Below are 15,826 nucleotides of genomic sequence, written 5' to 3'. Positions count from 1 at the left end.
TAAATAGAATCCCCGGCTGCGGCAGTTTTGCCGCAGCCGGGGATTCTTCCTTTTACAGCCGCACCGGGATGGCCTGACGGATGGCCAGGCTGCCGGGGGTGACATCACATTCCATGGCCAGCACGGTCACGTCCCCTGCCGCCGCCCGGCGCAGCGCCGCGCCGAAGGCAGGGTGGGTGGCGTCGTTGGGGGCAAAATCCACCATGCCGCCCATCTGCACCACAAAGCAGACCGCTGCCTCGTACCCTTCCGCCCGGGCGCGGGTCAGCTCCTCCAGGTGCTTGACGCCCCGCAGGGTGGGCGCATCGGGGAACCGGGCGTGGCCGCCCTCCTCCAGGGTGACCCCCTTCACCTCCACAAAGCCCCGGCGGCCGGCGGCATCCTCCCAGTAGAAATCAAACCGGGAATTGCCCCACACCGTCTCGGGCCGCAGCAGCGTCAGCTCCGGGCGGAAGCCCCCCGCCCGGGCCCACTGGGCAAACACCTTGTTGGGTGCCTGGGAATCCAGATTCACCAGCAGCGGCCCCTTTTCCACCGCCACCAGGTCGTACCGGGTCTTGCGGGCGGGGTTTGTCCCCTCGGCCAGATAGACCCGCGCCCCCGGCACCAGCAGTTCCCGGCAGCGGCCGGTGTTCTTCACATGAACGGTCTCTCGGTTGCCGTCCAGCAGCACCCGGGCCACAAACCGGTTGGGCCGGGCCACAAACTCCGCCGGCCGCACATTGCCATATTCCATAGGTTGCGTTCCTCCTGTGTTTACAGTATACACAGCAGGACCGCCCCGCACAAGAACAAACCGGAACTGCCAAAAATTCCTTGGGTCACGGCCGCAGCGGCCCGTAGAAGTAGGAGGCGGTGGCACCGCCGTCCATCAGGAAATCCGCTCCCGTGATGAAGGCGCCCTTGTCGCTCATCAGCAGTTCCGCCACATTGGCCACCTCATCCGCCGTGCCGGGCCGCCCGGCCGGACATCTGGCAAACATATCCTTGTAAAAATCTCCCCGGGGCCCGTTGAATTCATCCAGGGCCAGCGGCGTCACGATGATCCCCGGCGAGATGGCGTTGATGCGGGCCCCTCTGGCGCCCCATTTCACCGATTCGGCCATGACCCGCTTTTCGTTGCAGCGCTTGGCCAGCTGGTAGGCATGCAGGGTGTCCCGGATGTTCTCCGGCCGGAGCAGCGGCAGCGCCAGCAGCTCCTCGGCGGGCGTGCAGGCCAGCTGCTCGTCCTCCTCAGGGGTGAGCTGCTTCATCCGATGGCCGGACTGGCTGGAGATGGTCACCCCCACACCACCCGGCGCAATCACCTTGCCCACTTCCTCCAGCAGCACCGCCGTGCCGTACAGGTCCACCTGCAGGATCGCCTGGATGGGCGCCTGGCTGGGGGATACGCCTGCGGCGTTCACCAGCATCTTCAGCGGGCCCAGCTGCTGCACTTCGGCCAGCAGCGCCTGGATGGAGGCCCGGCTGCCCAGATCCATCTCCCGGGGCAGCGCATCAAACCCGGCTCCATTCAGGAGCTCCGCCGCGGCCCTGGCGTTCTCCGGTTTCTTGTCCGCTACCACGATCTTTTTCCCGCTCCCCATCCGGCGGGCAATGGCCATGCCGATCTGCCCGGCACCGGTCAGAAGCAAAACCTCTTTTTTCATGACTGATTTCTCCTTTCGACTCACTCGGACAGCCAGCGCAGCACCGCGTCCCGGCAGCGGTCCGCATCGGAGCCGCGCACCGCCAGCCCTTTGGCCCCTTCGCCCCCGGACATGCCGCTGCGATCCGGCTTTCCGTCCCGGACAGACCGCTGCCCTCATGGGTGCAGAAGGGATGAATCGTCTTACCCGTCCAGTCCAGGGATTCCAGCAGCGTGTACACCGCCATGGGCAGATCGCCCCAGTAGTTGGGATAGCCCAGATATACCTCCCCGTACCGGTCAAAATCGGCGGGCAGCCCCGTCAGTTCCGGCCGGGCCCCCGCCCGCTGGTCCGCCTGCGCCTGCCGGATGCAGGTCCGGTAGTCCGCCGCATAGGGCACCTTCTGCTCTATGGCAAAGAGCGCCGCCCCCGTGGCCGCGGCAATACAGCGGGCCACCTTCTCGGTGTTGCCGGTCTCCACGTAACGATACTCCCCGCCGAAATAGTTTTCCCCGGCGCGGGAGTAATAAAGGATCAGTTTTTCCATCTTTCTGCCTCCCCGATGTGGTTTCTGTCTCCAGTATACAGGGGCCGGACCTGCCAATCAATTTTTGTTTTGCGGGTTTTCTATAAGTTTTTCTAATAAGAAAGCCGATGCTTCCCGGGAAAAGCATCGGCTTTTTCTTATTCATTGAGGGGAGAATCTGTCTTGCAGCAGCGCGGCGAAGGCCTCGAGACAGGGCCCGGCGGACTCCTTTTTCCAGAACAGGCACTGGTTGCAGGTGATGGGCTCCCGTCCCCGCCAAAGGGGAATGCGGCACAGCGTTTCCCGGTAGGGCTCCGGGAGGGAGGTTTCCGTCTCCGGCAGGACGCCCTGCCCGCTGACGGCCAGCAGCCGGGCCTCCTCCAGCGTTTCGGCAAACAGGAAGCCGCCTTCCAGACCGATGACGGTGCGGTAGTAGTCCTCCTCGGTCTGCCGCTGGGAGGGAACGGCCACCAGGATACAGGGCAGGTTTTTCAGTTCTCCGGGTGTCACCCCCGGCAGCGCCGCCAGCGCACTGCGCGCCGAAAGTTCCACATACAGCGGGCGCACCGCCACGATCCGGTTGACGTATGCCTCCGAAAACATCCGCCGCTGATCGTTGAGCACCAGGTCGGCACCGCCGCTGCGCAGCAGGCCGAACAGCTCCTCGTGATTGCCGGGCAGAAGCTGCACCGACACCTGGGGATACCGGGCGGCGAAATCGTCCAGCGCCCGGGGGATCTCCGCCCCGCCATAGCCGCGGGGATAGCCCAGCCGCAACACCGCCGTATCGCCGCGGGCGATCCGGGCGGACTCCCGGCAGAGCTGCTCATAGTCGGCCACCAGGACCAGACTTTTCCGGTAGAAGTGTTCCCCCGCCGGGGTCAGCACAAATTTCCGATTTTTTCGTTCCAGCAGCGGGAATCCCAGTTCCGATTCCAGCGCCTTGATCTGCTGGGAGATGGCGGACTGGGAGATGTGGCATTCCTCCGCCGCCTCGGAAAAGCTGTGCCTGGCCACCACCGCCTGGAAATACCGGATCTGCCGCAGCATGGCGGTTCCCCCTTTCGTACGGTTTGGTTCCATTATAGCACACCGCTGGAGAAAAACCTACCGTGACCGCTTGTTGCCCCTTGCGGGATGCGCTACAATAAAGACAGACAGGAGGCTTACCATGAACAAACAGGACGTATACGATTTTCTGGACGCCGAGGGGATTGCCCACGAGATCACCGAGCACCCCGCCGTCTACAACATGGAGGAGCTGGCCCGGGTAGCACTGCCCTACCCCGACCGGGACGCCAAGAATCTTTTTGTGCGGGACGACAAGCGGCGGAATTACTATCTGATCACCGTGCGGGGCGACAAGCGGGTGAACCTGAAGGATTTCCGCCGCAAACAGGGCACCAAACCGCTGACCTTCGCCTCCCCCGAGGAACTGCAGGAGCTGCTGGGGCTGATCCCCGGAGCGGTGACCCCCTTCGGGCTGCTCAACGACCGGGACTGCCGGGTACATTTTTACATCGACCGGGATTTCTGGCAGGGGTCCGGCCTGATCGGGGTCCATCCCAACGACAACACCGCCACCGTCTGGCTGCAGGCCGAGGACCTGGTGGGGCTGCTGCGGGCCCACGGCACCGCGGTGGACATCGTGGAGCTGGACTGAAACATTGATTTTACATCGCCGGAAAGGAGTGACCGCTATGCCGATGCTGGGTGCTATTCTGACACCCCACCCGCCCGTGCTGCTGCCCAAGGTGGGCCGGGGCCGGGAACGGGACATTGCCGCCACAGGCAAGGCCATGGAGCAGGCCGCCGGGGAGGTGGCCCGCTGGGATCCCGAGGTGCTCATCGTGGCCTCGCCCCACACCATCCTGTACGGGGATTACTTCCACATCGCGCCGGGCAGCGGCGCTTCGGGTTCCATGGCGGACTTCGGGGCGCCCCAGGTCCGGATGGACGTGACCTATGATGCGCCCCTGCGGGCGGAGATCCTCCGCCGGGCCGAAGAGGCGGGGCTGCGGGCGGGCACGCTGGGCCAGCGGGACCCGAGCCTTGACCACGGCGTGCTGATCCCCCTGTATTTTCTGCGCAAGGCCGGGGTGCACTGTCCCATCGTGCGGATGGGGTTGTCCGGATTTTCGGCGCTGGACCACTACCGGCTGGGACAGTGCGTGGCCGGGGCGGTGGAGGCACTGGACCGCCGCGCCGTCTTTGTGGCCAGCGGGGACCTTTCCCACAAGCTCAAAGCCGACGGCCCCTACGGCTTTGCCCCGGAAGGGCCGGTCTTTGACGAGGCCGTGACCCGTACCATGGCCTCCGGCAACTTCCTGGAATTTCTCACCCTGGACCCGTCCCTCTGCCAGCGGGCGGCGGAATGCGGCCTGCGCTCCTTCCAGATCATGGCGGGCGCGCTGGACGGACTGGCGGTAGAGCCCCGGCTGCTCAGCCACGAGGGCACCTTCGGGGTGGGCTACGGCGTGGCCCTCTTCCCGGTCACCGGGCGGGACGACACCCGCCGGTATGCCTCCGCCTGCCAGCGGATCCGCCGGGAACGGCTGGACGCCCGCCGCGCCAAGGAGGATCCCTGGGTGCGGCTGGCCCGGCTGTCCCTGGAGACCACTGTCCGGGAGGGCCATCCCCTGAAAGTGCTGCCGGACGCCCTGCCCGCCGCACTGACCGACCGGGCCGCCGGCGTGTTTGTATCGCTGCATAAGGACGGACAGCTGCGGGGCTGCATCGGGACCATCGCCCCCACCGAGGAGAATGTGGCCCGGGAGATCGTGCAGAATGCCGTCTCGGCGGGGACCCGGGATCCGCGGTTCCCGCCGGTGCGCGCCGACGAACTGGACGAGCTGGAATACAGCGTGGATGTACTGGGGCGTCCCGAACCGGTGGATTCGCCCGCCCAGCTGGACCCGAAACGATACGGCGTCATCGTCCGATACGGGCAGAAACGCGGGCTGCTGCTGCCCGACCTGGACGGGGTGGACACGGCGGAGGAACAGGTGACCATCGCCCGCCGCAAGGGCGGCATCCGGGCGGAGGATCCCTACACCCTCCAGCGGTTTGAGGTGGTGCGGCATCTATGAGTGTGACCTGTACCCTGTGTTTTCACCACTGCCGCCTGGAGGAGGGCCAGACCGGCCTCTGCCGTGCCAGGGCCAACCGGGGCGGCGTCCTGCAGCCGCTGAACTACGGCCGCCTCACCGCCCTGGCCCTGGATCCCATCGAGAAAAAGCCCCTGCGCCGGTTTCACCCCGGCAGCCTGATCCTGTCGGTGGGCAGCTTCGGCTGCAACCTGCACTGTCCCTTCTGCCAGAACGCCGGCATCGCCGCCGCGGGGGCGGAGTCTCCCACCCGGGACTGCACGCCCCGGCAGCTGGCCGAGGAGGCCCTGCGGCTGCGGCCCCGGGGCAACATCGGGGTAGCCTACACCTACAACGAACCGCTGGTGGGCTACGAATTTGTGCGGGACTGCGCCGAAGAGGTCCGCCGGGCAGGGCTTTGCAACGTGCTGGTGACCAACGGCACGCTGGAGGAACAGCCCTGGCGGGCGCTGCTGCCCCTGCTGGACGCGGTGAACATCGACCTGAAAGGCTTTACCGAAGGCTGGTACCGGCGGCTGGGCGGGGATCTGGAGACGGTCAAACGGTCCATCGTCCTGGCGGCGTCCTGCTGCCATCCGGAGGTCACCACCCTGGTGGTCCCCGGGGAGAACGACAGCGAGGAGGAGATGCGGGCGCTGTCGGCCTGGCTGGCTTCGGTGCGCCCCGACATCCCGCTGCATGTGTCCCGCTTCTTCCCGCGGCACCGCATGCAGGACCGCCCGCCCACGCCGGTACAGACGGTCTACCGCCTGGCGGAGGTGGCCCGGGAACAGCTTTCCTATGTGTATACGGGCAACTGCTGACGGGGATCGCCGGCCTGCAGGAATGTGCCGATAAACCACAAAACCCCCGCGGACAAAGCAAGCTTTGTCCGCGGGGGTCAATCATTGTTGAGCCGCCGCGCGGATGTCCTGTCCCATGCAGGAGACGAAGACATCCCCACAGATCGCCACCGTCTTGGTTCCGCCGGTGGTGGACAGCGCATCGGGGATTTCCCGGAACGTGGCGGTTCCCGCCTGCAGCTGTTCCAGACAGGCGATCAGATTGGGCAGTACATCGGGGTTGAGCGGCGCCCCGAAGCCCCGGAAATCATGGTGGAAATTGTACACGGCATCATACTGATCCCGCATCCCCCAGATCCGTTGCAGCGCCTGAAGAGAGATTTGCACCCCTTCCCGGAACGTGGGAGCCAGGTCCTTGTTCAGCAGCCAGTTGCAGTTGCAGGCATCCCCGCACAGCAGTGTACGGGTCAGATCGTCGATGAGGACGATCTCGCCGGGGGTGTGTCCGGGACAGTGCCAGGCTGTGACGGTGCGCCCGCCCAGATCGAAGGTCTGGCCGTCGGACAGTTCCCGCCAGACCGGTTCCCCGGGCCAGGGGCGGATATCCTGCTGGGGATCATAGGCGTAATATTTGCCCTCCCGCCTGCGGATCAGCTCCGCATAATCCCTGCGGAAAGCCAGCGTGGGGGCGGTGGAGGCATCCTGGTTCTGCAGATCCAGCGGATGCATCCAGACCTCGTCGAAGAAGCCGGCACCCCCGATGTGATCGCCATGGTTGTGGGTGGCCACCACCGTATACGGTTTGTCGGTGATGCGGTGTTCCACCACCCAGCGCAGATCGCCGATGCCCACGCCGGTGTCCAGCAGCAGGGCACGTTCGGTACCTACAATGACGAAGCAACTGGCGCAGTCAAATTCATCGATCTCGAAAATGCCGGGGCGACATTCGTAAAAAGGCATTGTCGTGCAGGCCATACAAACACCCCTCCTGTTCTCAGGCTGCCTTTTTCTTGTTGACGACCTGGTAGCAGTCGATGGCAACGGCCGCCAGCAGGATGACACCCTTGACGACACTCTGCCAGTTGGAGTTTACGCTCATCAGGACCAGGCCGTTGTCCAGCATGCCGAGGATCAGCACGCCCACGACGGTACCGCTGATCTTGCCTTCACCGCCGGCGATGGAGACGCCGCCCAGGCAGGCTGCGGTCATGCAGTCGAAGGCGTAGCTGCTGCCGGCGCCGGGCTGGGAGGCGTTGGTCCGGCCGACCATGATCAGGGCCGCGATGCTGGCTGCGAAGCCGCAGAAGGTGTAGACAATGATGGTCAGGCGGTCGACATTGATACCGGCCAGACGGGCCGCTTCCCGGTTGCCGCCGATGGCGTAGATCTCACGGCCGAGGTAGGTCTTGTTCATGACGATCCAGCCGAAGATGACAAAGGCGGCAAAGATGATGACGGGGATGGGGATGATGCCCAGATAGCCCTGACCGATGACGGTGAAGGCTTCCGGCATGCCGGTAATGGGATAACCACCGGTGATGAGGTACGCCACACCTTCCAGGATGAGCATGGTGCCCAGGGTGACGATGATGGGCATGATGTGCAGTTTGACGGCCACCACACCGTTGAGCGCTCCCATCAGGCAGCCGATGACGATGGTGGCCACAATGGCCAGGGGGATCGGCAGGCCGGAGTTGACCATCATGTAGCCTACCAGCATGCCGTCCACGGCCATCTGGCTGCCCACCGACAGATCCATGCCGCCACCGATCATGACCATCGAAACGCCCACAACGACGATGCCGAACATCGAGCACTGCCGCACGATGTTGATGACGTTCTTGGCCGACAGGAAGTTGGGTGCCGCCACGGCGAACACCACGAAGACGACGGCCAGCAGAATGTAAATACCGAACTTTTTATAAATGTCCACGAACTTTTTCATGCTTAGACTGCTCCTTTCATCGTACCGCCGGAGGCAAGATCCAGAATGTAGTTCTGGTTGAAGTCCTTCTTCTCCACCTCGCCGGTCTTTTCGCCTTCGGCGATGACGACAATGCGGTCAGACATGCCCAACAGTTCCGGCATATCGGAAGATACCATGATGATGGATTTTCCGCCGTCTTCCACCAGACGGTTCATGAGTTTGTAGATTTCCTGTTTGGCCTCGACGTCGATGCCGCGGGTCGGTTCATCAAAGATGACGATCTGGGAATCGGCGGCCAGGGTCTTGGCGATGACCACCTTCTGCTGGTTGCCGCCCGAGAGGTTGCCTACCAGCTGGTCCAGGGAGGGCGTCTTGATCTGGAACGCCTTTTCATAGCGCTGGGCCACATCTTTCTGCTTTTCTTCGCTGAGGAAGGGCCCGTTGCAGAAGGCCCGCAGATTGTTCATGACCACATTCCACTGAATGGACATCCGCAGGAACACACCGTGGTTTTTGCGGTCCTCGGGAATGTAGCCGATGCCCTGCTCGATGGCTTCCCGGCAGGAACGGATGTGGACCTCCTTGCCGTTGAGGATGATCTTGCCATCCTCCAGCGGGTCGGCGCCGTAAAGTACCCGCATCAGTTCGGTGCGGCCGGCGCCCACCAGACCTGCCAGTCCCAGGATCTCGCCCTTGTGCAGCGTGAAGGAGATGTTGCGGTCCCCGTTGCCGGTCACATTTTCCAGCCGCAGCACTTCCTCACCGATGGTGTTGTGGCGCACGGGATAACTTTCCTTGAGTTCCCGGCCCGCCATCATGGCAATGAGCTTTTTGCGGTCGATATCGGCAATGTTCTCGGTGCCCACGTACTGGCCGTCCCGCATGACGGTGACCCGGTCGGCCACCTCGAAGAGTTCCTCCAGACGGTGGGAAATGTAGATGATGGTAACGCCCTTCTTTTTCAGGTCCCGGATGACCTGGAACAGGGTGTCCACCTCATTGACGGTCAGCGGCGCCGTAGGTTCGTCCATGATGAGCAGCCGGGCGTTTTTGCTCACGGCCTTGGCGATCTCCACGATCTGCTGGCAGGCAGGCGAGAGATTCCGCACCGGCTGGGTGGGATCGATATTCACATGCATCTGGTCGAACAGTTCCTTGGTCCGGCGGATGCGTTCCTCGAAGTTGACGAAAACGCCGTCGCTGGTCTTCTGGCCCAGGAAAACGTTTTCCGCCGCGCTGATGCCCGGCACCAGGGTGAATTCCTGGTAGATGACGCCGACGCCCTGTTCCTTGGAGAGGATGGGGGTCATCGCTTCAAAGGTCTTGCCGCCGATGGTGATGGAGCCGCTGTCGGGCTGGATTGCACCGGACAGCACCTTGATGAGGGTGGATTTTCCGGCGCCGTTTTCCCCGATGAGGGCGTGAACCTCCCCCTCCCGCACATCGAAGGAGACATGGTCGATGGCCACCACGCCGGGATAGGTTTTGACAATATTCCGGATGCTCAGAATGTTGTTTTCTGACATGAGATCCTTCCTTTCTAAAACAGCACTACCCGGCCCGGATAGTGCTGTTTCTGTCTTCTGGGAATCTGTGGGGATCAGCCGTTGTACCAGTCGCTGACGTTGTCCTTGGTGACCTCGGTGCCTTCCATCATGACAGGCTCGTCGAAGGTCTCGCCGGCCAGCAGGCGCTGGCTGTACTCAAACATCTGGGTGCCGATGGCCTCGCTGGCGATGGTGCCGCGCAGAATGTCGTTGTTGGCAATGCTGGCCAGCGCCTGGTTGGTGCCATCGCAGGAGAAGATGCCGAAATCATCGCTGTTCAGGCCGGCCGCCTTGATGGCTTCCATGGCTTCCACAGCCGCCGCGTCGCCGTAGCAGGCGATCATGTTCAGGTCGGGGTATTTCTGGAGCATGTTCTCGGTGGTGGAGGTACCGCTGCCCACGATGTCCTTGCCGATGTCCACCACTTCCAGCAGGTTGGCCTCGGGCATCATTTCCTGGATCTTGTCCTGGATGCCCTGGCCGCGGTTCTGCATGTCGGCATCCTGGTAGGTGGTATAAATCACGTAGTTCACGTTCTCGGCGCCCAGCTGGTCGATGGCCCAGTTGCTGGCCATCTCGCCGATGCGCTCGCCCCAATTGTACTGGTCAACATTCAGGCAGCAGTCATAGACGGCCGTCTCGACGCCGCATTCCACGATCTTGACGCCCTCGGCCTGCGCAGCGGCCAGCGCGTCGTCACAGGAAGTATCGGAAACCATGGCCACGATGACGTCACAGCCGGCGGTGACCATATTCTCGATGCCGGTAACGGCCGTGGCCGAGTCACCGGCAAAATCGACGCTGGTGTATTCATAGCCATTGGCTTCGCAGGCCGCTTTCAGGTCGTTGTCAATGCCGATGAAGAATTCCGTCTGCAGGGTAGGCGCCAGAAACCCGATCTTGCCGCCCTCTGCGGTGGATTCTGCGGTGGCGGACGAAGTCTCCGACGTGGAGTCCGCTGCAGTGGAAGACGAGGAAGTGGTGCTGCCGCAGGCGGCCAGCGAGAGAGCCATCGTCAGTGCCAGTGTGGTTGCCATTGCTTTTTTCATAGTGTTTTTCTCCTTCCCGAATGTGTAAAACTCCTTCGCCTCTCGGCAGTCTTAGAATACCAGAATGGCAAGGCCGCTCTCAAGGGAAGGAGTTTTGGTTTTAGGGGGAGCATCTTCAGTTTTTTATCCATTATGCCTTGTGTTTTCGTTAATTTGGGCAAAAAATACAGCCAAAATCACAGCACCTTCCACAATCAGGCGGTAATGTGTCAGCCCGAAATAGAGCAGCAGCTGCTCCACCATCGTCATGGAGATGGCCCCCGCCAGCAGGCGCGGCGTTTCCGGCACACTGCCCCGGCGCGTAAAGCCGCCGCCCAGGCCCACCGCCGCCAGCACCTGATACAGATAGCTACTGTTGCGGCTGCTGCTGCCGTAGGGCGCCACAAACAGCATCATCAGGGTGCCGAAGGCAAACAGGATGGAGGCCAGCCCGTACACCACCGTGCTGATGAGCTTTGTATTCACACCGCACCGACGCACAGCCTCCGCATTCTCACGCAGGGCCAGCGTATATTTGCCCCACCAGGTGCCGTGCAGATACAGCTGCACCCCCGCCGCACAGAGCAGCAGCAGAACCAGCATGCTTAAGGTAAACTGCAGGTAGTAGCGGTAGGTGCTGATCTCCAGGATCAGCATCTGGTCAGGGGCGCTCAGGTTGGAAAAAATCGTGGCCAGCGCCAGCGTCAGGATGATGGCGGGGATCTGCAGTTTTTCGATCAGCCAGCCTCGTGCCGCCCCCACCGCCAGGTTGAACAGCACCACCGCCGCAACCATCAGCGCCGTGGGCATCCCCTCGCGGTAGAGGACTGCGGCCAGCACAGTGGACAGGGCCGCCTGGGCCATAAAGCAGAGGTCGATGCCGCCCGAGAGGGCGATCCACCCGGCTCCCAGCGTAAAAAAGCCCAGCATGCAACTCTGGCGGGCGAAATACAGCGTATTCCACCCCAGTCCGTTGCAGCTGACCGCCAGCATGTACCCGACCGCCACCAGCAGATTCAGCCAGCCGTACCCGCGCACAAGGCGGCGAAAAAGCCAACATATCCTATCTTTCTTTTTCATATGGCGATCACCCGATCGGCCCGGCCGCTCCAGTCACGTCCGGTGTTTTCCAGCAGGATCACGGCGGTGCCCCGGCGGCAGAGTTCCCGCAGCCGGGTGTAGAGCCGTTCCTGGGTATCTTCCCCCACCGCCGACAGCAGTCCGTACACCACCAGAATCCGCGGATGGAACAGTTTCCAGCGGCAGAAAAGGATCTCCCAGCTGTAGGCCGGTGCCTCTGCCGTCAGGTCAAGAGCGTCCAGTTCATCGCCCCAGAAATCCCGGTCCCGCAGGATCCTGCGGGCGGTTTTTTCAAAAAAGACACCGCGGCTGATCCGTCGCAGGCTGGGCAGCAGGATGTTTTCCGCCGTGGTCATATTTTCCTGCAGGCGGGCCGCCCGCCCGCGGCGGCTCCACAGCAGGATGCGGTGGCGGCGCAGAGAAGCGGGACTGCGGCAGGGGATCCTTCCCCCGTCCAGGAGAAAGCAGCACTTCCGGCCGCCGCCCTGCAGAGCCTGCCAGCATCCGTCCAGAACACTCTGGTCCTCGCTGAGCAGCAGCGTAATCTGCCCGAATGCAAACTGCTCGGTCACGGTGGCACCGTGGTATTCCAATACCGCCGCAAACCCCTCCGTCCGGTCCGGGGATACCTCGGACGGCAGCGGCATGGGGGCCGGGGGCAGGATCTTGTCCTTCCGGGCGAAATCCCCGGCGCGCAGTTTGCGCACCACCTCGCCCTCCTGCAGCAGGACCATCCAGTCCGCGACCGGTTCAAACCAGCCGGACCAGTTGTCCGCCAGCAGAATGCCCACGCCCCGCTGTTTGACCCGCCGCAGCAGCGCCAGCACCTGGGTTGCCTGGGGCAGGGAAAGGCCCTGGGAAATATCTTCCAGAACGATGAGCTTTGCCCCCTGATCCACCGCCCGGGCAATGCCGATCAGGACACGATCCACCCGGTTCAGCCGCTCCACAGGGCAATTCTGGGCATAGTGCAGCCCCAGTTCCTCCAGGGCCTGGGTGGTGCGCAGCCGCATGGCCCGCCGGTTCAGCAGCAGCTTGTTCAGTCGGTTGCGGCGCATCAGGAAGAAATTTTCCGAAAGGTCCATGGACCGCAAAAAATCCGGCGCCCCGCGCAGATAGTATACATGGCGCGCCCGTTCCCATTGCTCGGGGGAGAAGTCCGTTACCCGGTCCCCTTCCGCCCATACCGTCCCGCCGGCGGGCACGATGCCCCCCGCCAGAAAGCCGGTCAGCAGATATTTGCCGGAATTTTCCGCCCCCGCCAGGATGCAGCATTCCCCCGCGCGCAGAAGCAGATGCACCCCGCACAGTGACCGGTGCGGCGGCTGTTCGATGTGCAGCTCTGCCAGACGCAGCAGCTCCTCCTTCATGATACCGCCTCCTGGAAGGGCAGGTCTTCCTTCTTCCAGACCAGCGGCAGCAGGATCTCCACATCGGTGCCTGCCCGTTCGGTGCTGTAGATCTGCACACCGTACTCCGCCCCATAGATCAGTCGGATCCGCTGGTTCACATTGTGCATGGCAATGCCGTTGCCGTGGGAGCTGCCCGATGCCTGGCCGGTGGCCGGTTCCTCCATGCTGCGCCGCATCTTTTCCAGCGTCTGCCGGGACATGCCTACTCCGTCATCCGAAATGACGATACGCAGCAGCGTTTCGGTTCGATCCAATGTGATGGTTACCCTGCCCTCCCCCGCCTTGGGTTCCAGCCCGTGGAAGATGCAGTTTTCCACCACCGGCTGCATGGTCATTTTGGGAATCAGGCAGTCCAGGACCGTACCGTCCTCCTCGTCCCGGATCTCCAGGGAGAAGCGGTTTTCAAACCGGAATTGCTGGATGAAAAAATAGTTGTGGATGTTGCGCAGCTCGTCCTCCACCGTAACGATGTTTTCCCGCCGGCTGATGCTGTAGCGGAAAAATGCCGCCAGCGCGTGGGACATCTCCGCAATGCTGCCGCAGTCCTGCAGCAGTGCCTCGCTGCGGATACATTCAAGGGTATTGTACAGAAAATGGGGGTTGATCTGGTTCTGCAGGGTACTGATGTGGGACTGGCTGTCCATCATCTGGGCCGAATGTTGTTCCTGCTGCCGGTTTTCCTGGCGGATCCAGCTCTGTTCCAGTTCCCGGCCCAGGGCCGTGCCCATTCTGCCGGCGCCCGGCCCCGACCGGAGAAGCGTCTGCATATCCCGGCAGTGCCGATACAGCGCCACCGCCAGTACCAACAGGCAGACCAGAACCCCTGCTGCCCCCAGCCGGGCTGCCCATCCGCTGCTCCAGACACAGGCGGCCAGGCAGCCTGTTCCCACCGCAGCCGGCAGCCATGCCTTCCAGGATGATCTCATCGCCGCTGCCTCCTCAGTAGTAGAGTTTCCGGTATTCCGTGGGCTTCATGCCCGCATAGCGGGCAAACTGCTGGCTGAAGTACTTGGCATCCTTGTACCCCGCCGCCTCGGCGACCTCATACACCGTCTTCCGGGTGTTGCGCAGCATTTCCTTGGCTGCCGCCATCCGCACTTCGGTGAGGTAATCCGAAAAGTTCTTACCGCTCTTTCGCTTGAATACATCGGAAAAATACGTGGGATTGAACCCGCTCATCGCCGCCACATCTTCCAGCGTAATGTGCTCGGCGTAGTGTTTCTGCACATACTCCATGGCCACCCGAATGGGGCGGTCCTCCTGCCGCAGCTGCTGTTCGTGCAGCGTCTGCAGTTCCCCTTCCATTGCCTCGCATACGCAGCGGCACAGCGTGGTCACCGACTGACAGTTCTCACATCGCTCCTGGGTGTGCTCCCGCCAGCCGGCCGTCAGCGTCAGCGAACGGCTGGCCGCCCACTTTGCAAAAACCTCCGTGATCCGTTCTACCAGCGCAAAATACAGCCAGGCCGCCAGGCGCCTTTCCCGGGCATTCTCGAAGAGCAACCGGACCCGGGCAGACACTGCCTCTCCCTGCATGGAATCCATGCTGTTGGCCAGCGCCGCCTCCTGGGTCCGCCACAGCTCCTCCAGCGGCCGGGCATCTTCCTCGCCGGGCAGCGGTTTCAACCGCATCCCGTACCCTTCAAACAGTTTGCGCAGCATCGTATGTTCGGCCATTTTCAGCAGCCGGGCACACTGGGAAAAATCCCGGCTCTCCTCACTGGAGCCCATACAGATGCGGTAGCAGTGGTAGTTTTCGGCATAGTTGCGGCAGTCCTCCACCAACCGGCGCAGCACCTGGGACTGGGTTTCCCGCTCCTGAGGAGCATAGTTGAAGAGCAGCATGAACCGCATCCCCTCCTGCACACAGCACAAAAAGTGCTGTCCCTGCAGGGTCTTTTCGATCCTGGCACGCAGCTTGTCCATCAGAAGCCGCTCGGCATCGGCATGAGGCTCGGTGTCCGTGGCCCGATCCACCTTGACCACCAGGGCCTGATAGCATCCCTCCAGGAAACCGGTACCGTAATCCTGGTTCAGGGTGCCCACGTCGGTGATCCCGCCCGAAAGCAGCTGCTGCAGAATCTCCCGGTCCAGCAGCCGCCGACTGTTGCGGAAGCTGTTCTCCATCCGGGTCAGATGCTCCTGGCGGCTTTGCTGGTCCGCTTTTTCCGCGCAAATCTTCCCCAGTACCCGGTTGAGTTCCTCCTCATCGATGGGCTTGAGCAGATAATCCTGCACGCCGTATTTGATGGCCCGCTGGGCATACTCAAAATACCGGTAGCCGCTGATGACCACAAAGCGCACCTGAGGCTCACTTTCCAGCGTCTTTTCGATCAGCTCCAGACCGGACAGGACCGGCATGCGGATATCTGTGATGACGATATCGGGGTGCAGCTGCCGGATCGCATCCAGTGCGCTCTGTCCATCCTGGAACAAGCCAACGCATTCCAGTCCCTGTTCCTGCCAGTGAATCAGCTGCTTGACCAGCATCGCCACACGCGGTTCATCATCGGCAATCAGTACTTTGAGCATCGTTTTGCGTCCTTTCTTTGCAGATCAACGGCCCCCTTTCCGGGGGCCGCTGTTTTACTCTGATTGTTTTATTGTACCGTATCAAAGTCAAAATGCAAAGGTTTTCACCAATTTTTTTCTCTGTTTGTCATTTTTTTGGTTGCTTTTGCCTGACGTATCCGCTTTTCTTCAGCCCGGCGCACATCCAAAAGCAGACAGCCGGAACCGTTCCGGGCCGGTGGCGGGTTCGTGCGTTTATGGGGTGCCACCCTTCTCCC

The 15,826-nt window shown here is 62.5% G+C and carries 15 protein-coding genes; 3 read left to right on the top strand and 12 right to left on the bottom strand.

The features are described from left to right. Positions 1-52 precede the first annotated feature (52 nt). The 4 genes from sfsA to NQ490_RS09205 form a co-directional block, all read right to left on the bottom strand. Positions 53-736 carry a DNA/RNA nuclease SfsA gene (gene sfsA, locus NQ490_RS09220; RefSeq protein WP_007048116.1) on the bottom strand — a complete coding sequence of 228 codons (684 nt, stop codon included), beginning with the start codon at positions 734-736 and terminating at the stop codon, positions 53-55. Between the two features lie 85 nt (positions 737-821). Beyond that, positions 822-1,604, bottom strand: a complete 783-nt coding sequence (locus tag NQ490_RS09215) for an SDR family oxidoreductase (protein WP_242655018.1) — start codon at positions 1,602-1,604, stop codon at positions 822-824. Beyond that, complete coding sequence (locus NQ490_RS09210) at positions 1,498-2,175, bottom strand: flavodoxin (protein WP_007048118.1); 678 nt, start codon at positions 2,173-2,175, stop codon at positions 1,498-1,500. Before NQ490_RS09210 ends, NQ490_RS09215 begins: the two co-directional genes overlap by 107 nt. A 141-nt stretch (positions 2,176-2,316) precedes the next feature. Next, positions 2,317-3,204 (bottom strand): LysR family transcriptional regulator, encoded by an 888-nt coding sequence (locus tag NQ490_RS09205; protein WP_007048119.1) that lies wholly within the window; start codon positions 3,202-3,204, stop codon positions 2,317-2,319. 121 nt (positions 3,205-3,325) lie between these two features. Here NQ490_RS09205 and NQ490_RS09200 point away from each other — a divergent pair, with 121 nt between their 5' ends. The 3 genes from NQ490_RS09200 to amrS are packed head-to-tail and all read left to right on the top strand — an operon-like array spanning position 3,326 to position 6,064. Continuing rightward, positions 3,326-3,817: a prolyl-tRNA synthetase associated domain-containing protein gene (locus NQ490_RS09200; protein WP_040918434.1), complete on the top strand. Its 492-nt coding sequence runs from the start codon at positions 3,326-3,328 to the stop codon at positions 3,815-3,817. 37 nt (positions 3,818-3,854) lie between these two features. Then, a complete protein-coding gene (amrA, locus tag NQ490_RS09195) occupies positions 3,855-5,243 on the top strand; it encodes an AmmeMemoRadiSam system protein A (protein WP_007048121.1) in 1,389 nt (462 codons plus the stop codon). Next, positions 5,240-6,064, top strand: a complete 825-nt coding sequence (gene amrS / locus NQ490_RS09190) for an AmmeMemoRadiSam system radical SAM enzyme (protein WP_007048122.1) — start codon at positions 5,240-5,242, stop codon at positions 6,062-6,064. Before amrA ends, amrS begins: the two co-directional genes overlap by 4 nt. An 81-nt stretch (positions 6,065-6,145) precedes the next feature. Here amrS and NQ490_RS09185 read toward each other — a convergent pair whose 3' ends face one another. From NQ490_RS09185 to NQ490_RS09150, 8 genes are all read right to left on the bottom strand, one after another. Next, positions 6,146-7,018 (bottom strand): MBL fold metallo-hydrolase, encoded by an 873-nt coding sequence (locus NQ490_RS09185; protein ID WP_007048123.1) that lies wholly within the window; start codon positions 7,016-7,018, stop codon positions 6,146-6,148. Between the two features lie 19 nt (positions 7,019-7,037). After that, positions 7,038-7,988: an ABC transporter permease gene (locus tag NQ490_RS09180; RefSeq protein WP_007048124.1), complete on the bottom strand. Its 951-nt coding sequence runs from the start codon at positions 7,986-7,988 to the stop codon at positions 7,038-7,040. Positions 7,989-7,990: 2 nt separating this feature from the next. After that, the gene (locus NQ490_RS09175) at positions 7,991-9,496 is read right to left on the bottom strand and encodes a sugar ABC transporter ATP-binding protein (protein WP_007048125.1); all 1,506 of its coding nucleotides are present in this window, start codon (positions 9,494-9,496) and stop codon (positions 7,991-7,993) included. 74 nt (positions 9,497-9,570) lie between these two features. Next, positions 9,571-10,566: a sugar ABC transporter substrate-binding protein gene (locus NQ490_RS09170; RefSeq protein WP_007048126.1), complete on the bottom strand. Its 996-nt coding sequence runs from the start codon at positions 10,564-10,566 to the stop codon at positions 9,571-9,573. A 123-nt stretch (positions 10,567-10,689) separates the two neighbouring features. Beyond that, complete coding sequence (locus tag NQ490_RS09165; protein WP_007048127.1) at positions 10,690-11,625, bottom strand: ABC transporter permease; 936 nt, start codon at positions 11,623-11,625, stop codon at positions 10,690-10,692. Further along, positions 11,622-12,995 (bottom strand): ATP-binding cassette domain-containing protein, encoded by a 1,374-nt coding sequence (locus tag NQ490_RS09160; protein WP_007048128.1) that lies wholly within the window; start codon positions 12,993-12,995, stop codon positions 11,622-11,624. The genes NQ490_RS09165 and NQ490_RS09160 overlap by 4 nt, the downstream gene beginning before the upstream one ends. Continuing rightward, positions 12,992-13,963 (bottom strand): sensor histidine kinase, encoded by a 972-nt coding sequence (locus NQ490_RS09155; protein ID WP_147644608.1) that lies wholly within the window; start codon positions 13,961-13,963, stop codon positions 12,992-12,994. The genes NQ490_RS09160 and NQ490_RS09155 overlap by 4 nt, the downstream gene beginning before the upstream one ends. 13 nt (positions 13,964-13,976) lie before the next feature. After that, on the bottom strand, positions 13,977-15,569 hold the full coding sequence (locus NQ490_RS09150; RefSeq protein ID WP_007048130.1) for a response regulator transcription factor: 1,593 nt from the start codon (positions 15,567-15,569) through the stop codon (positions 13,977-13,979). Between the last annotated feature and the right edge of the window lie 257 nt (positions 15,570-15,826).

It is taken from the genome of Subdoligranulum variabile (assembly GCF_025152575.1).
GTDB classification, from domain to species: Bacteria; Bacillota; Clostridia; order Oscillospirales; family Ruminococcaceae; genus Gemmiger; species Gemmiger variabilis.
The sequence above is the reverse complement of the archived record's forward strand: the minus strand, read 5'-3'. Positions and strand labels throughout refer to the sequence as shown.